The organism is Streptomyces sp. SAS_281, assembly GCF_052542855.1.
Genome location: NZ_JBMNDO010000002.1, coordinates 120,286 through 137,997, shown reverse-complemented (window position 1 = coordinate 137,997; position 17,712 = coordinate 120,286). Strand labels below are relative to the sequence as shown.

The following is a 17,712-nucleotide window of genomic DNA, read 5'->3' as shown; positions in this document are numbered from 1 at the left end:
CCCGAGCGCGGGGAGGGCGCATTGGGCCGCAAGAAGCAGGACATGTGGATCAGGCTGATGGTGCTGTTCACCAACATGGGGCGCTGCGTCTACTGCGATTTCGCAGAATCACAGGAGATCGACCACGTCATTCCTGTGAAGCACGGGGGCCGAGACCACTGGTCCAATCTGGTCCCGGCCTGCGAGCCGTGCAACCAGGGCAAGAGCGCAAAGGGACTGTTGGCGTGGGTTGCTGAGCTGACGTATCAGCGAGACAGGGCGGAAGCCAGCACCTGGCCACACGGGAACAAGGGCCTCTGGTGGATGCGGGCGAGAATCGAGCACGAATTCGACGAGGTCATGGCTCGCGTCGAGGGGGTCAAGTCGGAGTTGGACGACGAGGCGCGCAGAAACTGGTTCCTTGACCGCTATTGGTTTCTCGGGAAGAACGATCCGGTCTATCTCTGGCGTGGCTGGATTTCGAGCCGCGTAGAGAAGGCCCGCGAGGAAGGCTGGCCGAAGCCGCCCCCGCCGCCGCGCATGAGGGTCGTACGAACCCGCCTCGGGCAGGTGATGGAGCCGATCCCAGAGGGCGAGACAACGTGACGGTGACCTGTACACAGGAGGGCCTGCCTGACGCACGAGCCCGGCTGTGTGCTGGCCGCCGTCAGCGGAACGGGTTCTCCGTCCCGCGGTCGCCCTCACCGGCGGCATCCAGGAGTTCCAGCAGGTCACAGCCCTCGGCTTCACGCTGGTCGATCCACCACCCGGCGCGGGTGATCGAGCGGGCCTTCTCTTCCAACTCTGCCCAGTCCGCCTCGTCCCAGGAACCCTCGACGACCAGGGCGGCGTACGCCGAGGTCATCAGCTGGTGGCGGGATCGCTCGCCCCAGTCCAGGGCCTTCTCCGGTCCCTCCAGCTGCGGCATGTCGAACTGCTTCGCCCACGCGGCGGCAGCCTCCTGCTCCGCAGCTCGCCTGGCCGCGAGCCACTCCTCCTTGGACTTCGTGTCGGCGTCACGGGCCGCCTTCCAGCAGTCGGTGCAGTCCCGGCCGGCGAGCCAGCGGGCGAACCCCGACCGGCGGTCGGCCGCCCGGTCGGAGAGATTGTGCATTACCTCGTGTCCACAGCTGTGGATCACGGTCCAGACGGTCTTGACCCCCGGGGAATTCCGGTTGCTGGGCGTTACGTTCGAGGTCGGGCTGCTGGTCTGGGGCTTCAAATCGTGTGCCTTTCGTCGGCGGTTGGGGTGGTGGCCTGCGTCGCTGTGGAGGGTCGTGCATCAGATGCACGATTCGGGCGGCAGACGGAGGTGGTCCGGGTGCTCGGCGGTGGTCTCGGGGGCCGCTTCCGCCTTCTGAGGCGTCTCAGCGTGTCCTGCGGATGGCGTCTGTGGCCGCCGTGGCGATGGCGGCGGGAGCGCTGGAGGGCCGGGGCAGGTGCAGCAAGGTGGTCCCCGGCAAGTGGCGGGACTCTGCGGTGAGGGTGAGCTGGAGTACGGCGCAGCCGGCGGTCGTGAGCTGCTTGACGCGGGTGATGGCTTGAGCGGTTTCGTCGCTGCCGTAGTGGGCGTCGGTGACGATCACGAGGAGGCGGCCGGCGCCGGGGCGGCTGAGTTCGAGGCCGTGGTCGAGTGCGTCGATGGCGTCGCCGAGGTTGTGATGGCCGCCGGTGGCATCGAACGTCGTCACGCGCTCTGGTGCTCGGTGGGTGGGGCGGGTCAGTGCGGTCAGGTGCCTGTCATAGGCGATGGTGGCGGTACGGGAGTCGGGGTCGGTCAGGGCTGCTGCGCGTGCCACGATCCAGGCAGCGGACGCGACGGGCGCGCAGGCGGCACGCATGGAGCCGGAGACGTCGACGGCGATACCCACGCGCAGCGGTGGGGTGGGGGAGTTCCGGCGGCGGGTGTGGGTGAACGGTTCTGCGGTGGGGACCGATCCGGCCACGCGCTGGGCGTCGCGGGCGAGGGCCGCGCGCATGTTGAGGCGGCCGGGCGGGGTGGGGCTGGTGGTCCGTTCTTCGGTCCGCTCGCGGTAGGCGGCGGCACGCAGGGCGCGGCTCAGGCGTGCGGCGGCACTCTGCTCGGCGGCGGTGGGCCTGCGGGTGCCGGTGACCGGGTTGCTGCGGGGCGCCGGTCTGCCATTGGGGGTGACGGTGGTGCCACGGGCGTTGAAGACCGACCTGGCGGTGGCGGCGGCTTTGCGCCGCTGGCCGGCCCGCTGGGTGCGGTCCTGAGCCTGCGCCTTGGACCGGGCGGCCTCGGCGTTGGCCGCTGCGTCCTGTGCCGCGAGGTCGGCGGCGTCGGTGGCGGCCGTACTGCCCATGACGACCCCCACGGCGCCGGACAGCAGATCGGTGAGGTTCTCCGGCACGGGCAGGGCGGGGGCCGCAGTGTCCAGAGCGTCGCACCATTCTCTCGCGTGCGCGAGCATGGTCGTGGCGTCGTGGTCGGCGCACTGGTGGGCTGCGGTCCAGATGCTGGTGAGCGTGGCCAGCAGGTCTGCACCCAGCACCTGTTCGCACAGATCGGCGACGGCCCGGGTCTCGCCGGCGTCCAGGATGCCTACGTCACGGCGGCCGAGGATCAGGGCCGCCACGGCGGCTGCGTGCTCGATGCCCTGGAGGGTGGGGTGGGCGAGGTCGGGCATGACCAGGGTTCGGGCACTGGTGCGCAGGTACGTGCGGTCCGTGGGCCGCGTGATCAGGTGTGCGCCTTCGACGCGGCTCTCCTCCAGCAGGAGCGCGGCCTCGACGACACGGGGGTTCGCTCCGGCAGGCGCCGTCCAGACGGAGTGGGCCGCGTGCGCGGCCTCGTGGACGAACACTCCCCAGGCGGCGGGATACCGCTCCTCGTCGCCCACGATCCGCGGATGGATCTCGTGGGGCTGGAGCGGGGCGAACAGGCCGGCGTCGAGCTCGACCTCGCCCAGAGTCGGGAAGAACGCGGCCGGTGCGCCGCTGCGCGTGCCGGGGCGGCAGGTGACGAGGAGGTCCTGGCGGCCGGAGAGGGCGACCAGCCGATCGCCGAGTTCGGCTCCCACGCGCAGCCACGCGGCCGGGGAGGAACGGGGCTGCGCGGGCGGGGCACCGTCGTCGTCCCAGCGCGCGAGGTCGGCGTCGTCGTCCGGCGTGGTGGCGGGGGCCTGGACGTGGCGGTGGGCGCTCATCGTGAGCGGCCCCGGTGCGCGGAGCCCGTGCTGCCCGGAGGCTGCCGGACGGCCGAGGCGGAAAGCTGCTTGCCGAGGGTGAGGGGCGCGATCTTCTTGACGCCGACGGCCTTGATGACGGCGGCGGCGACGGCGTCGCGATCCTCCTCAGGAGCGATGCCGACGAGGTTCGCGAGCGCGGCATTGGTGCCGAGGACGGCCTCGGTCTTCTGGTAGCTGAGCAGCTCTCGCAGCTGGGGGGCCCAGCCCAGCTCGCCCAGTTCGACCTGGCGGGCGAGGTGCCGGGCGACCCGGACCACCCGGGCATCGATCCTCAGCGCTAGCGCGAGGTCGTAGTCCGTGCCGACCTGGATCTGCACGCTGAACCGGCTCGCGAGCGCCTCCGTCAGCACCGCGCCGTGGACGCCGGGATTGTGGCCCGCCACCACGTAGAAGCCCGGCTCGGCCTTGATGGTCTCGCCCTTGTGGGCCTTGACCTGGATCTGCCTGCGCCCGTCCATCGCCGGATACAGCGCCGCCAGGACCTTCGGCGAGATCAAGGTGGCATCGTCGATCAGCAGGGCGCGACCCTCGGTCATCGCGGTGACCAGCGGACCGTACTGGAAGACGTAGTTGCCGCCGTCGTCCTGTGTGTACTCGCCGATCAAGTCGCCGACCGTGGTGTCGCCGTCACCGGCGACGGTGAGCAGGTCCGGGAACGCCGCCTCGACCAGACTCGTCTTGCCGGTGCCCGGAGGGCCGTAGAGCAGCACCGGCACGTCGGCGTCACGCAAGCGATTCAACGCCTCGACGTCGGGCAGATCGGCCAGCTCCCGGGGGTGGTAGAGCTGACCCCCCGCACGGCGGATTGGGCCGGTCTGCCTGGGCGTGGCTGCCGCGAGAATGGTCGTGCGGGCCGTGGCCGCCCGGGCGCGGGGAGAATGGGTGCCCGGTGGGCTGATCACAGCGGTCTGCGCGGCTGCGGCGGTCTTCGCGTTCGCGCGGAACTCCGGTTGTCCGGTTCCGCCTTGGTCGGCCTCACCGCGTCGCACCAGGGTGAGGGCGGCGTTACGGACGGCGCCGTGGGAGTGGCCCAGCTGCCTGGCCATCTCCCCGACGGTGAGCGTGTCCGCCGGCCGGTCGGCCAGCAGCCGGGCCACCTTGGCCCGCAGCTCGCCGCCCTTGGTGCGCGTAGGCGTGACGGGTGTGGTCAAAACGAGGTTCCTTCAACAGGTGCGGGTGGGGTTGGCGCTGCGCTGGACAGGCTGGCCGATCTGGGACCGGATCACGGACTGTGCCGACATCGGCGACCGGGCCAACCGGGGCGCACCGTCGGCGCTCACCGGCCGACCGAGGACTCGGTCCAGGTGCACGGGGTGGCCGGCGACGAGCAGTTCGCCGGCTGCCGAGCAGGCCCGTGCGTCCGCTCCGTACCAAGTTCCGTCGCTCGGCAGGCGCAGACTGGCGCCTCTTCGAATCCGTCCTGGAGCAGGATCCGCCGGGCGGCGGCGTTGTAGGCGGTGGTGGTGATCTCGCCGGTGATGGTGTGCCGGATCGTCATGAACGGCTCTGCTGGTGCTTCGGACAAGACGGATCTCCTATCGGTGGTGACGGGAAAACAGTGGGGTGTTGGGGGTGGTGTCGTGGATCAGGGCGTCTTGTGCCGGCTCCTGGGCGGGCGACGGTGCCGGCCGCGGCGGTCCTGGTGTCCGGCGTGGCCGAGGCGACGGCGTGCGGCGAGCAGGACGACGAGCGCGAAGGCCGCGCCGGCGGCAGGGAGCGCTGCAGTGGTAAGGGGCTGCTCGGCGAGGCGCCCGGCCAGGGCGGTGCCGGCTGACTGTCCGGCGCCGATCGACAGGATGAGCCACGCGTACGCCTCGCTCGTGCGACCGGCGGGGGTCAGGGCGTCGGTGGTCACGTAGGCGCACGCGACCACGACGGTCAGGAACACACCGGGCACGGCGACCGCGGCGGTGGCCGCGTACGGGCCCGGGAGAGCAGCGAGCGGGAGCCAGCCGGCCAGGAAAAAGGTTCCGCCGCCGATCAGCCGATCCGTGGTGGTACTTCTCCAGCGGCGGCGTCCGTAGAGGAGGCCGCCGAGGAAGCTGCCGGTCGAGAACGCGGCGGGCAGGATTCCGGAGAGCAGCTCCTGCCTGTGGTGCTCGGCCATGGCGACCGACCACACGTTCATGGCCCCGATCGCGAACCCGATGCCGGTGAGGGAGACGAACAGCAGCACCAGGCCGGGGCTGGCCAACCGGTGTGCCACCCCGGCCGAGGTTTGTGCGGGCGGTGTCGGGCGCCAGCGCCGGGACGGCGGCGTGAAGGCGACCACGACGGTGCCGACCAGGCCGAGGGCGGCGGTGACGGCAAGCGCGACGGGCGGGGTGTATGAAGCGGCGAGCGCGGCGACGAGCAGGGGGCCGGCGATGTACAGGAGACCCTGCGTGCCGGTGTCGAGGGCGAGCGCGGCGTGCCGCAGCCGCGAGTCGGGCAGCACGCTCAGCCACAGCGCCCGGAGCCCTGCCTCCAAAGCAGGCGTAGTCAGGCCGCCGGCGACGACGATGGCTGTGGCCAGGCCCGGTCCGCCGTACGGTCCGGCCAGCGGGAGGGCCACCAGGAGAGCCGAGTTGAGAAGGGCGGACGGAAGATGTACCGCGGTCTGGCCGTAGCGGTCCATGAGGCGCCCCTTGACCGGCTGCGCCAGCGCGGACGCGAGCCCGTACAGGGCGCTGAGCAGCCCGCCGAAGGCGATGCTGCCGCCGCTCGTAGTGGCCCACAGGACGATGGCGACGGGCGCCATGCCGTTGGGGAGGCGGCCGACGAGGGTGCCGCCGAGCAGGCGGGCGACGTACGGGCTGCCCAGCACCGCGCCGTAGGTGATGCGCGGTGCCGGGGCCGGGGGTGCGGTCAGGGACAAGAAGGGCTTTCTCTCGGGGGAGGCGACGCCTCAGCGGTGGCGGGCGGCCGTGCTGGTGCGAGGTGGCGGCGTGGGCGGTGCGGTGTCCACGGCAGGGCCGGGGCGGAAGCGCGGTACGGGAGTGCGGTGCGGCGGCAGGACGGCGACGGTCGCGCCGAGGTCCTCGGCCGCCTCCTCGACTTCGCGGGCGAGGAGCTCGACCTGGCGGCCGAGCGCAGCGAGCCGGGCGGCGATCTGCCGGCCCTGCACGGTCTCCAGCGCACCGGCGAACTGGGAGCCGGTTTCCAGGAGTTCTTGGAGGCGGACCATCGGGCCCGCGTCGTAGCCGCGCTGGGTGGCGCTGAGGAGCGCGTTGGACGCGTCACCGGCGTGCTGGGCCTCGACGATGTCCCGGATGAGTTCCTGCAGCGACACCTCGGGCGCGGGCGCGGCCCGGTTGAACTCGGAGACATCGGCCCGCAGTACACCGGGCGGAACTGCGGCGGGCAGGATCTGTCCGGCTTCGTATTCGTGGGCGTAGTGGCCGATCACCTGCCAGCCTGGTGCGTCAGGGTCGCCTCTCAGCGCGACCACCGTCGAGTCGTCGTTCTCGACCAGGTAGGCGAGGGTGATCGGCTGTCCGTCCGCGGCGTACCAGGACTCGGTGAGCTGCAGCTCGCCCCGCCTCTGCGCGGCCCGGGCCAGCTCGGTCCACATCTGCTGCTCTTCGCCGGCCAGCGGGGCCTTGTGCTGCTGGCGTTGGTCGAGGTCGGCGAGGTGACTGGCGATGAAGCCGTGGTCCGCCCAGGCGGTGAGGTGCGGCCACAGAGCCTTGTACTGGGTGCGTTCGCCCGCGGGGGCGGGAGCGGTCGGCCGGTCGAGCATTCGGCGGATCGCGGCAGTGGAGGCGGCCAGGCTGTCCAGCACGGTCCGCCACCCCGCCAGGTGCCGGGCGGGCGGCAGTTCGTCGAGCGTACGGCGGGCAGTATCGAGCAGGGCGTCGGCGCACGGCGCAAGGTACGTGGTGTACGCCTCGACGGCCGCCCTGTCGCGGTGGGCACGTACATCTGCGGCGGCGTCTGGGTGGACGGTGCGTCCGTAGCGGTCGCGGGTCATGTCCAGCGCGGTCTCGGTCTCGCGGTCGATGACCGCCATCCGCAGCCGGAAGTTGCGGGCCCCGTCGGTGAGCTTGCTTCCGGGTGTCATCGGGATCGCCCGCCGCCTGCGGCCGTCAGGTGGACGGTGGGCGCGTAGGTGGGCCTTGGCGGGATCGGCGGGGAGGTGGTGGGTGGCGCGGCGCGCTGTGTGGTTCGGCCGGTGGCGGCCTGCGCGAGCCGACTGCGCCGCTCCTGCGGTCCGTTGGGGCGGACCGGGCGCGGCGGGCCGGCCGATGCGGCGGGGTCGAGAGCGATGTCGGCGTGCACCGTGTAGCCCTGTCGCCGCAGGTCGTGGACGACCTGACGGGTGCGGCGGGGGCCGTCGTTCTCGGGTTCGACGAGCCGGTACAGCCGCGGTTGCCCGGGGACGGGCTCGAATTGCTCTCGCTCCAGGAACCAGTGGGCGAGGTGCGTGGGCATGGAGGCGGTGAAGGAGGCGACGAAGCCGTAGTCCTTGTGGGTACCGAAGGCGAAGTGGGTGCCGGGTTGCAAAGGGGCGGGATTCTCCTCACGGGTCGGTGGTGGAGCTGATCAGCGGCTGTCATGCGCAGTACGGGCAGCGCGAGGGGCTCAGTGGAGTGCGAGCAGCGAGAGCCGGTGGCCGTGGTGCGCGCTCAGGCCGACATGGCGGAGGGGCTCGTTGCCGGTGGGCCGTACGGCGGATCAGCGCGACGGCGGCGGCTCGACGGTGCCCCTCGACAGGCGGCCGGCGCCGCCTTCGTCCGGCAGGAAGTCCGTCCCCGCCCGGGCGCTGCTGCCTGCGGTGATGCCGACGACGCCCGTGCCCCGCCTGGGCGACGGGGCGTCCCGCGTGTCAGCCGTGGACCAGATCCGCGCGGCTGTCCAGGACGGAGCGGAGGCTGTGGCCGTACTGCCAGGCGTGATTGCGGGCCGCCGCCTCCAGCTGGTCGTACCCGAGCTGGGCCGTCATCTGCCCACCCCACTTCCGGTACCGGTACACGGGGACCGGGAGCAGAACTCCGGGTGCGAGGTTCGAGGTGCCGACGGCCGCCATGTAGTCCTCGCCCTGGACGAGTCCGCCCATGCCGCCGGCTGCGCGTACGAGGCGGGTGCGGGCGAGGATCGTGGTCGGCCCGATCGGGATGGTGTCCTCGGGGCGCGGCCAGTAGGTGATCACGTCGCCGGCCGCGTGGTAGCCGGGCGGGGTGGGGCACTTCCACAGGCGAGTCGTACCGTCCGGGAGCCAGTCTTCGCTGTATCCCGCGACCCACCCGAGCCGGTCGGTGAAGGCTTCCAGACGCAGGCCCAGGCTCCAGTCGGGGAAGAGGTCATCGTCATCGGCCCAGTTCACGAACTCCGTGCGGACTTGGGTCAGGCCGAAGTTGCGGGCGCAGGCGGCACCGACCGGACGCGGCAGTACGAGGGGCCGGATGCGGGGGTCGGCGGCAACCGAACTGGGGAGCAGCTGCGGGTCGGCCCCGTCGAGGACGAGGACGGCTTCCCACGGCGCGGTCTGCCGGGCGAGGCTCGCGTGCATCTCCTCCAGGTAGGGCAGTCGCTCGGGGCGGAGCTGGGTGGCGATGACGACGGTGATCTGCGGGACGGACAGCGAAGGGCTCCTGTGTTCGGAGTGGGACGGGGCGGTCAGCGACGGGCGACCGTACGGGACGTGCCCGGCGTTGCGGGAAGGGGGGAGGCTGTGGACGGCGCCGGGGAGCGGGCCGGCGTGACGGTGGGCCAGGAGGCGGGGTTGCCGAAGTCGGTGAGAGGGTCGGCGTCCCAGTCGACGATGGGGCCGGAAGTGGCGTACATCGTGGGGAACACCTCGACGCCGGACGGGCGCAGGACGTATCCCCACTCCACGTCCATGTTGGCGACGGTCGTCTCGGTGACCGTGATGCGGGTCGGTGGCGAGCCGTCCGGGTGATCAGGTTGTCCAGGGTTCGGCTGGGCCAGGGTTGTCCGCCGGTAAGGGCGGTGACGATCCCGGGCGGTGCTCCGTCGAGGAGATCGCTGCCCAGCTCCTCCCAGCCGATGGCGACGTTGTCCACGAGGTGCCGGGTCATCGCTTCCAGATCACGGCCGAAGCGGTACTGAAAGGCGGTGACCAGCAGCGGGAGCTTCGAAGCGGGCGTGCCGTCGAAGCTCACGTACACCCCGGTGTACCCGGTGGCGGTGGGGCGGGCGATGAAGGATCCGGTGGTCAAGGAGAACGCTCCAGGAGCGGTTAGCGGCTGGGGGAGGTGCCGGGCCTCGGCGAGCTGGGCGGAGCCGGTGGGAGGGGTGGCGTGGGTTTCCGGGCTGCGGACGGTGGCGCGGGGGCGGGGGCGTACTCGGCGCGGAGGTTCTCCAGGTCGGCCTCGGCCACCTTCTCCATGGCTGTGCGGATGCTCTGGGCCGCTTCCCGTAGAAGACGCTGGGCCTGAGGCGTGTGCCGGTGGTCCTGGCCGCGCCAGAGAGCTACACCGACGATGTGCCGGGCGATGTGGTCGAGCACCGGCGCGGTGATCCCGGCCAGGTGGTGCGTGATGGCGCTGACCTCGGCGGGCGTCTCGGCCGCCCCCAGGGCGGAGAGGAATGGCGTCAGGACCGGGAGCGGCAGGGGCTCCTGCGGGAGCGGATGCTCGGCGAGAAAGGCTGCCGCGTCCCGGCGGGCGTACCCGCGAAGCACCCTCGGGGGCATAGCGGCCCTCGTGTCGGGGGCATTGAGCAGTCCGAGTTGGGCCAGCCGCAGGTCGATCGCATGGATGAGGGGCGGGACGCTGCCGCCATGCACGGCTTCGGGCCGATCAGGAGTGCCGGAGTCGTAGAGCACCTTGATCAGCGCTTGGTCGTCAGGGTGCTCGCGGGTCACGATCCACCCCTCGGGGTCCCCCGGCGGGCGGTCGGACGAGGGCTCCTGCGGTGGGCCGATGATCAGGTGGCTGTCGTCGGGGAGCGAGACGCGCACGATGTAGGCGCTGAGGCCGTACTCGATGTCGCATTCCAGCCCGCGCTGGCGCAGGGGTGTGGTGATGTGTGAGTGGCGGGACCACAGCTCCTGCCACCAAGGGGCGCCGACGTGGCGGTGATCGGGAAGCGGAGCGAGCCGGCCAGTGTGACGGGCTTTTGCGAGGTTGTCGCCGTCAGCGTTCACGGCTCCTCCGGCGGAGAGTAGACGCGCTGCGCGGTGAAGGCGTGTGGCCCTCGGGCCGGCAGGCGGTCCAGGCGGCGTCGGTGGGGTTGTAGGGGCGGTTCAGAGGTCTCCTTGACGAGGTGACGTCGGCGCAGGTGCTCACGGCGCGGGTCAACGGTGACGTGCGCTTGGTGGGGGCGACAGCGGTGCCGCTACCGCCCGTTGCGCGGGCGCGGGCAGGAAGCGGTGGAGGTCGAGGTGAGCGTGGAGTTCCTTGGCCGCTTCGCCGATCGATTCCGAGGTGCGCCGCAGGTAGGCGGGCGCCGTGGCGTGGTCTATGACCATCGAGTTCCCTCGGTACCGCCTGGTGATCGGGCCTGCGGCTCGGGAGAGGGAGAGGGCGGTCTCCGCGGTCTCGGCGAAGTGCGGTGCTGCGTGGCTCGACATCGTGGCCGCGGTCGCGAGGTGGGCGAGGACAGCGCGGCCGGCGCGGTTCCTACTGTGGGGGCTGCGGGCGAAGTCGGCCGCCAGCTGGACGACGTCGCGGGAGAGGTCCTGCGCGTCGGCGGCATGCTGGAGCAGCTCGGTGTACGACGGTTCGGCCGGCACGTCACCGGTGTCGTCGAGTAGCTGCCACTGTTCGGCGGCGTCGAGGAATGCGGTCTTCAGACTGTCGAGCGAACTGATCAGGCGGAGGGTGTCGCCTCGCGGTATCAGCTCGCCCTGGATGCCGCGATTCATGGATCTCTCTCCTGTGCGGGGTATGTGCGCTGGTCAGCGTCCTCGCGGGGGGTTTGTCGCAGCGGGAGGTGCCACGGGGTGGGCCGGTGCGGTCGTGGTGCTGACCGAAGGTGCGCGCGAGATCTGCGCGGCGTGATCACGCAGGTGCTGGGCGGCCGTGCGCAGGGCGGTGCCGGTGTGGTCAAGATGCTCTTGGAGGACATGCCGGACGTTGTCCGGCGCGGGGGTGCGCTTGTTGGAGGAGTGCCGGATGTTCTCGTGGAGGAAGCCGAGCCGCTCGATGACCTGGCCGAGGTGGGCGAGGGCGGTGCCGAGAGGGGCCGCACACCGGGTGAGGGCCGCGGTGCCGAAGCGTTCGGCGTGGCTGTACGCCGACGGGATCTCGGCTTCGTGGCGGTTGCTGGTTTCCAGCTCTTCGCTGATCTCGATCACGTAGTGGGCGATGTCGCCGACCATGCTCTGGATGGCCGGACTGATGTCGTCGCCCTGACGCAGTTGCTCGGCTTTGGGGAGGTCGTTGAGGGTCCTGTCGATGCTTCGCGCGAGCCGGATGAAGTAGACGGGGTGGGTGATATCAGGCATGGAAGGGTCCTGGTGGCCTTTCAGTGCATTCGGGCGTCGGTGTCGAAGAGCGCCAGCTCGTGACTGTGCAAAAGATGTTGAACGATGAATGACCGTCCGGCGACCTTCCACAGGCCCCGGCCGCGGTTCAAGTGCGCGATGGCGTCCATCTCGACCGAGGTGAGGCCGAGCAGGGAGGCCGCGGCCTGGAGCTGGTCGTTCTCCTGGCGGTAGATGATGCGGGTGGAGCAGTCGGCGAGGAGGCCCTCGGCGAGAGCGCGGCCCTGTGATCCGGCGTCGCCGGCGGTGAGCAGGTCGGACAGGCGGTGGATCACCAGGAGGTTGGCGATGCCGAGGCCGCGGGAGAGTTTCCACTGGGCCTGCATTCGCTGCAGCAGGCCGACGTGCCGCATCAGGCGCCATGCCTCGTCGTACACGATCCATCGCCGGCCGCCGTTCGGGTCGGAGAGGGCGGACTCCATCCAGGCGGAGGCGCAGGTCATCGCCAGGACGAGGGCCGTGTCGTCGCCGGATCCGCCGAGCCGGGAGAGGTCGATGGTGAGCATCAGCGCGTTCGGGTCGAAGGCGACGGTGGAGGGGGCGTCGAACATCCCGGCGAGGTCACCGTGGACCAGGCGCCGCATCGCGTGGGCCAGGTCTCGGGCGGCGTCGCCGAGCTGCCCCGACATGATCCCGGCGGCCTCGTCGAGCGTCCGGGGATCGTTGAGGGTCGCGGCGACGTCACCCAGGAGCGGGGTGCGGCCGGTGGCGGCAGCGCGGCTGACGACGGCGTCCAGCGCGATGTCCAGGGCGGTGTGCTCCATGGGCATCAGGTCCCGGCCCAGGACGGTCCGGGCGAGGGAGCCGAGCAGGAGCAGGCGCCGTTTGCGGATCTCGCCGACCCAGTCGGCCTCCGCGACGCCCCCGGGGCGCGGGGCCGCGTCGAGCGGGTTCAGCCGGCCGGGCAGTCCGGGCCCGAGGGCCACGGACCGTCCGCCGAGGGCTTCAGCCACCGGTGTCCACTCGCCCTTCGGGTCACACGGGACGTAGACGCGGTATCCGAAGGCGATCGAGCGCAGCGCGAAGGACTTGGCCAGCGCGCTCTTGCCCTGGCCGATGACGCCGGCCAGGAGGAGATTCGGGTTGGTGAAGCCCTCGACCTTGCCGTACAGCGCGAACGGGTCGAAGACGAAGCTGGCTTCGGCGTGGACGTCGCGCCCGATGTAGATGCCTTCCGCGCCGAGGCCGCCTTCGGCGAGGAACGGATACGCGCCGGCGGCCACAGCGGTGGTCATGCGGTGGGCGGGGAGTCTGAGCCGGTTGTGGCGGGCGGAGGCGGGGCCGGGGCGTCCGCCCGGAGGGTAGAGCGGGGCCGGTGTGGCGTGGTCGGCCGATGTGGTCTCGGCCTGGTGGGCGCTGGCTTCCGCGCGGGCCTTGGCGGCGGCTTCGGCGAGCTGCCGGCGAGCGGCCTTTCGGCTGGCCCGGTCGGTGCCGTGGGGGGTGAACAGGGGAGACGCGGAGGCGCGGCGGGCGCGGCGGGCGGGCCGGTGACTCATCGGAGGCCCTCGTTTCTGCGGGTCGTGCTCATCGCGCGCAGGCCGTGGTGTGCGCGCGGAGGTCGGTGGGGGTGGTCTTGCGCCGGACGACGTGGCCGGCAGCGAGGTGGCGCTGGCAGATGGTCAGCACAGGCGGTCCCTCGGGCAGCCGCTCCGGACGGCACGTGCTCGCCTCGGTGCCCGCCGTCGCGCTGCTGGGCAGCAGGTGGAAGGCGGCGTGGACTTCGCTCGCGGCCTGCCACAGGTGGGTGTGAGCGGCGGCCAGGTGACGGCCGGCTGCCGGATGCGGTGGCCGGGTGGTCTCGGCGAGGCGGTCGAGAAGCTGGAGCACGGTGGTGAGGTGGGCGTGGAGCACATCGAGGTGCAGGCGGTCCGCCGACGGGGGAGGGCCCGTGTCCGACGGTGCCAGCGCGCGGGTGTGGTGGCGTACTCCGGCGGTCGCGGCGCGGAGATAGGGGTGGGCGTCGGCCGGGTGGGCGGGGGAGGTCAAAGGTGGTGGTCCTTCCTGCCGGAAGGCAGGGGTGGCGACGGGGGTTCTGCCGCAGACGATCGGAGGGGGTCAGCAGGACCGGGGCGGGCCTGGGTCACAGGGCGGTCCGGGCGAGCGGGAGCGCGCTGAGGGCGAAGGCGTCCGGCTGCTGGTAGTTGAGCCTGCGCAGGTCGACGCCCGAGGTGACGGCGTGGGTTTCGATCTGCGCGCAGGCGGCGTCCAGGAGGGCGTCGGTCTCGGCGGTGACGGTGATCAGACCCGTGAGCGCCACGTCGGCGTGACCTGCGATGAGCTGGCGTTCGCGGGTTTTGACGTCGGCGTACTCGACGGAGTCTTCCTCGCTGTCGACCTGTCCCCGGCGGGCGCGTTCGTTGGCGTCGGCGATGATCGCGGCCTTCTTCCGCTGGACGTCCCGCAGCGCGGACTCGAGCCCCTGCGGCACGTATATAAGGGAGAGGCTGCGCCGCACGCCGGCCGTGAACATCAGCCCGTGCAGGAATCCGGCCCCGATCTCGGTGCGCGGCCAGTTCTCCACCCAGTACGTCGCGTGCCGTGCGCTGTCGGTGGCGATCCGGTCGTACTCCTCGACCTGGACGACGGGCCCGGCGGCGGCCGGGTCGGCCTCGGCGCGGCCGGTCTCGGACCACTGCTGGAGTGCGCCGAGGGCCTTCGGGTCGTAGGCGGTACGGATGACGGCGGCGATCTCGCGCGAGCTGAGCCATCCGGTGACCTGGAGGCCGGCGGTGCGGGCGGCCTGGGCGATGGAGGCGGTGGTCTGCTCCATGACGGTGAACGCTCCGGGCAAGCCTCCGCCGGCCTGAGCGATGAGCCGCTTGGCGGCCTTGAGGTCGAGGGAGATGGCGAGGTAGGTCTCGTGCGGGGCGGCGGCGGGGCCGGCGGAGGCGACCAGCTCGGAGTAGATCTGGCCTGCGACCGGGGCCTGGGGCTGTCCGTTCTGGGTCCAGTGGCGGGTGAGGGTGTCGCCGCTGTCGGGGACGGTGCGTTCCAGGACCTGCACGGTGGCGATGTGCCCGCTGCGGGCGATGCTCGCCAGCGCGCGTCCCCAGCTGGCCACGTTGTGGTTCTGGGTAGCGGGATCGAGGAGGGCGAAGGCGCGGGAGGTGACGCGGGCGATGGCGGTCAGCGTCTGCTGGTGGGGGTCGTGTACGGCTGCGGCGCCGTTGGCGGAGTCGCCGGGGGTGACCACCTTGAGGGAGGCGGCGCTGCCGGGCAGGTGCAGGACGCCGTCCTGCCGGGGGCGGGTGACGGGACGGGCGAGCCAGAGAGTCTGGCCGGTGCGGCGGCGGTGCGCGTGGCGAGCGACGATCGGCATCCAGTCGATGAGGGAGCGGCCGTGCCAGCGGATCGCGACGAGCGCACCGGAGGCCGCCCACAGGGGGGCCAGGGCGAGGGCGCCGAGCAATCCGGTGGAGACCACGGTCATGAGCAGCAGGGCCAGGGTGGCGGAGACGAGGACCAGTTGGGGCAGGGAGAGGCCGAGGAGGATGCCGCGGCGGGACCGGTGCGGGAACTTCACCGTGACCGGGGCGACGGAGAGATCAGTCAAGGGACGGGTCCTGGGGACGCGGGCGGAACCCGGGGGCGGGAGGTGGCGTGCACGTCCCGCCCCCGGTAGTCGGGCTGGGGATCAGAAGCCGGCCGGCGGCTGCGGAGGCGAAGCCGGTCCGCTGAACGTGGCGTTCTGTGAGCCGGAGGACGGGGATGCGCCTTGCGGCGGTGGGGTCGTGGTCGGCGGAGTGGACTGCCATCCGCCGCCCTGGCCGGACGCGGGGTTCGTTCCGGAACCGCCCTGCCCCGGGCTGCCGCCCGCCTGGCCGCTGGTGTCGGCGGACACGCTCGTCGGCGCGGGCTGGACGGCCTTCTCCAGACCGGACTTGATGGCATCACCACCGGGCGAGACGCCCGTTCCGCCGCTCGGCGAGCCTTCGTTGCCTTCTCCACCTGCACCGGCCGGGTGGGAGGCGACGTCGCCGGGGAAACCACCGCCACCAGCCGCGGACGGGCCCTGCGGAGCAGCGCTCGCTCCGGCTGCCGCACCACCGGTTCCGGCGGTGGCCGCTGCTGCGGCGGCCTTCCGGGCGGCCTTCTCGGCATGTGCCTTGGCGATCTGCGCTCCGGCGCCGCCGGCCCGGTGGATGGACTCGCCGTCCGTGCCCTCGGCCGCCCAGTGCACGAACTTGAAAACGGCGTACGGGCACAGCAGCACGAGGACCATGATGACGATGCCGGCCATGACGTCGGCGAGAGCGGCCACACCGTCCTTGGCCTCCGTCCGGCCCATGGCGGCGATGCCGAGCACGAAGATCACGGTCATCAGCAGCTTGCTGACCACGAGGGTGGCGGTGGCCTCGATCCAGCCCCGGCGCCAGCGCCGAGCGACCTCCCAGCCGCCTCCGGCGGACGCGAAGATCGCCAGGGTGACCATGACCAGGATGCCCACCTTGCGGACCATCATCACGCACCAGTAGAGGATCGCGCCGATCGCGGCACCGAGGCCGGCGACGACCGGTACGAGCCAGCCCAGTCCTGCGAGGGCGCCGATCTGGTTGACCTTCACGATGCGGCGCACAGCTGAGGCGATGTCCAGCTGCGCGGTCTTGAACAGGCCGTCGGAGATCGCGTCGACCACTTCGACAGCGACCGTGGTGAAGGCGATGGTGCAGAAGGCGAACAGGACGCCGCCCATGGTGCCGGTGAACGCCTGGGTCAGGGCTTGTCCGTCGCGGCGGACGGCGGCCCGGACCAGTTGTGCGCAGAACGTCGCGACCAGCAGGACCAGGCCCAGCGGCAGCAGCGTCTCGTAGTTGTCGCGGAACCATCCGGCGTTCAGGTCCACCTTGGTGGTGGTGTTGACGGCCTCGGCGGCCAGGTCGGCAGCCGCGGCGGCCAGCTCGCCTGCCGACTTCGCCATCCAGTCGCCGATGGCCTTGCCGGGGTTGGAGGCGAAGTCCACTGCGTCGCCGACGGCGCACAGTTTGTCCGCCAGGGGGAAGTCACAGAAGCCCACGAGGAGTTACTCCTCCTTTCTGGTGTCAGGCGCGGGTCACTGCGTGACGTTCGGAGCGATGGCGGCGAGAGAGCAGTCGTGGCTGGGGCGGCACTGCACGGCGAGGGTCACGGCACGCTGCTCGGCGCCGGCGCCGCCCTGCTTCCAGGCGATCTGCTGCTTGCCGTTGACGGTGACGACGTAGATGTACGCCTTCGTGATCGCGGAGGGGTCCTCGGTCAGGGCCTGCTTGAACGCGCCGGGGTAGTGGCCTTCGAGGGCCGCTCCGGTGGCGTGCTGGTCCTGGTCGGCCATCCGCGACCACAGCACCGGATCGGGCACCTGCCCGACGACGGAGGCCCAGTCGGCGTACTTGGTCTCGCTGGTCATCCACGCCCGCATCCCGGCGAGTTGCTGGTCGCGGCTGGTGGTGCGGGTGTCGTAGGACCACAGCATCTGGGCCGCGGCCTTGGCGTAGGCGACCGGCTCGGCGATCCGCGGAGGATGGGGAACGGACCCGGATCCGGCCGCAGGCTTCGGGGCGGCCTCGGAGGAGGACGTGCTCGGCGCCGGGGCCGCAGCGGCGGTGTCCGGGGCCTGGTGGCCGTTGTTGCCGCCGGACAGCCAGGCGACGACCGTGGCGACAGCCAGCAGGACGGCGACGACGGCGGCGACGATCGCGATGCGCCGGTTGGCGGACCAGCCGGCGCCGTACGAGGACGACGACAAGACGGAGAGTCGTTTCTGCATCACTGGACCTGTGACCCGAGGGCCGAGAAGAAGCTCACGATCCCGTTGGCGGCGCCGAGGCCGAGGGCGGCGCCGGCCGCAACGACCGCGCCCTTCTTGCCGTTGGCCTCGGCCTGGTGGCCACCGGTGTGGTGGCCCCAGGCCCACACGCCGAGCGAGACGGCGAGGGCACCGACGACGGCGATGATTCCGAACATGTTGATCGAGTTGACGACGTTCTTCAGCACGGCGAGTCCGGGCAGGCCGCCGCCCTTGGGCGAGATCCCAGGGTCGAAGGCGAGCTGGATGAGGTGGTCTGCGAGGGGGAGGGGCATGGGTGTGGCGGGGCTCCTTGCGTGCGCAGGCCGAGC

The 17,712-nt window shown here is 71.8% G+C and carries 19 protein-coding genes; 1 reads left to right on the top strand and 18 read right to left on the bottom strand.

What is annotated here, in order from left to right; genetic code table 11:
• Positions 1-21 precede the first annotated feature (21 nt).
• Positions 22-585, top strand: coding sequence for an HNH endonuclease (locus tag ACN6LM_RS01895; RefSeq protein ID WP_445063489.1), 564 nt, complete (start codon positions 22-24; stop codon positions 583-585).
• Between the two features lie 61 nt (positions 586-646).
• Here the strand turns inward: ACN6LM_RS01895 and ACN6LM_RS01890 are convergent, their stop codons facing one another.
• The 18 genes from ACN6LM_RS01890 to ACN6LM_RS01805 all read right to left on the bottom strand — a co-directional run bounded on the left by ACN6LM_RS01890 (position 647) and on the right by ACN6LM_RS01805 (position 17,676).
• On the bottom strand, positions 647-1,093 hold the full coding sequence (locus tag ACN6LM_RS01890) for a hypothetical protein (protein WP_445063488.1): 447 nt from the start codon (positions 1,091-1,093) through the stop codon (positions 647-649).
• A 253-nt stretch (positions 1,094-1,346) separates the two neighbouring features.
• On the bottom strand, positions 1,347-3,146 hold the full coding sequence (locus ACN6LM_RS01885) for a hypothetical protein (protein ID WP_445063487.1): 1,800 nt from the start codon (positions 3,144-3,146) through the stop codon (positions 1,347-1,349).
• Positions 3,143-4,285 (bottom strand): AAA family ATPase, encoded by a 1,143-nt coding sequence (locus ACN6LM_RS01880; RefSeq protein ID WP_445063525.1) that lies wholly within the window; start codon positions 4,283-4,285, stop codon positions 3,143-3,145. The genes ACN6LM_RS01885 and ACN6LM_RS01880 overlap by 4 nt, the downstream gene beginning before the upstream one ends.
• A gap of 179 nt (positions 4,286-4,464) precedes the next feature.
• The gene (locus ACN6LM_RS01875) at positions 4,465-4,686 is read right to left on the bottom strand and encodes a hypothetical protein (RefSeq protein WP_445063524.1); all 222 of its coding nucleotides are present in this window, start codon (positions 4,684-4,686) and stop codon (positions 4,465-4,467) included.
• Between the two features lie 87 nt (positions 4,687-4,773).
• Positions 4,774-6,045, bottom strand: a complete 1,272-nt coding sequence (locus ACN6LM_RS01870; RefSeq protein ID WP_445063486.1) for an MFS transporter — start codon at positions 6,043-6,045, stop codon at positions 4,774-4,776.
• Positions 6,046-6,075: 30 nt separating this feature from the next.
• Positions 6,076-7,230 carry a hypothetical protein gene (locus ACN6LM_RS01865; protein ID WP_445063485.1) on the bottom strand — a complete coding sequence of 385 codons (1,155 nt, stop codon included), beginning with the start codon at positions 7,228-7,230 and terminating at the stop codon, positions 6,076-6,078.
• Entirely contained in the window at positions 7,227-7,673 is a 447-nt protein-coding gene (locus ACN6LM_RS01860) for a hypothetical protein (protein WP_445063484.1), read from the bottom strand. Before ACN6LM_RS01860 ends, ACN6LM_RS01865 begins: the two co-directional genes overlap by 4 nt.
• 322 nt (positions 7,674-7,995) lie before the next feature.
• Entirely contained in the window at positions 7,996-8,736 is a 741-nt protein-coding gene (locus ACN6LM_RS01855) for a glycosyltransferase family 2 protein (RefSeq protein ID WP_445063523.1), read from the bottom strand.
• Positions 8,737-8,786: 50 nt separating this feature from the next.
• Positions 8,787-9,011: a hypothetical protein gene (locus ACN6LM_RS01850; RefSeq protein ID WP_445063532.1), complete on the bottom strand. Its 225-nt coding sequence runs from the start codon at positions 9,009-9,011 to the stop codon at positions 8,787-8,789.
• 358 nt (positions 9,012-9,369) lie between these two features.
• Positions 9,370-10,278 carry a hypothetical protein gene (locus ACN6LM_RS01845; protein WP_445063483.1) on the bottom strand — a complete coding sequence of 303 codons (909 nt, stop codon included), beginning with the start codon at positions 10,276-10,278 and terminating at the stop codon, positions 9,370-9,372.
• A gap of 150 nt (positions 10,279-10,428) precedes the next feature.
• Positions 10,429-10,998: a hypothetical protein gene (locus tag ACN6LM_RS01840; RefSeq protein WP_445063482.1), complete on the bottom strand. Its 570-nt coding sequence runs from the start codon at positions 10,996-10,998 to the stop codon at positions 10,429-10,431.
• A 33-nt stretch (positions 10,999-11,031) separates the two neighbouring features.
• Complete coding sequence (locus ACN6LM_RS01835) at positions 11,032-11,580, bottom strand: hypothetical protein (protein ID WP_445063481.1); 549 nt, start codon at positions 11,578-11,580, stop codon at positions 11,032-11,034.
• Between the two features lie 20 nt (positions 11,581-11,600).
• A complete protein-coding gene (locus ACN6LM_RS01830; RefSeq protein ID WP_445063480.1) occupies positions 11,601-13,115 on the bottom strand; it encodes a VirB4 family type IV secretion system protein in 1,515 nt (504 codons plus the stop codon).
• 28 nt (positions 13,116-13,143) lie between these two features.
• Positions 13,144-13,605: a DUF6238 family protein gene (locus ACN6LM_RS01825; protein WP_445063479.1), complete on the bottom strand. Its 462-nt coding sequence runs from the start codon at positions 13,603-13,605 to the stop codon at positions 13,144-13,146.
• Between the two features lie 94 nt (positions 13,606-13,699).
• Positions 13,700-15,172 carry an SCO6880 family protein gene (locus ACN6LM_RS01820; RefSeq protein WP_445063478.1) on the bottom strand — a complete coding sequence of 491 codons (1,473 nt, stop codon included), beginning with the start codon at positions 15,170-15,172 and terminating at the stop codon, positions 13,700-13,702.
• Positions 15,173-15,253: 81 nt separating this feature from the next.
• The gene (locus ACN6LM_RS01815; protein WP_445063477.1) at positions 15,254-16,633 is read right to left on the bottom strand and encodes an SCO6881 family protein; all 1,380 of its coding nucleotides are present in this window, start codon (positions 16,631-16,633) and stop codon (positions 15,254-15,256) included.
• 36 nt (positions 16,634-16,669) lie between these two features.
• The gene (locus tag ACN6LM_RS01810; RefSeq protein ID WP_445063476.1) at positions 16,670-17,362 is read right to left on the bottom strand and encodes a hypothetical protein; all 693 of its coding nucleotides are present in this window, start codon (positions 17,360-17,362) and stop codon (positions 16,670-16,672) included.
• Positions 17,362-17,676 carry a DUF6112 family protein gene (locus ACN6LM_RS01805; protein ID WP_352028813.1) on the bottom strand — a complete coding sequence of 105 codons (315 nt, stop codon included), beginning with the start codon at positions 17,674-17,676 and terminating at the stop codon, positions 17,362-17,364. Before ACN6LM_RS01805 ends, ACN6LM_RS01810 begins: the two co-directional genes overlap by 1 nt.
• Positions 17,677-17,712 lie beyond the last annotated feature (36 nt).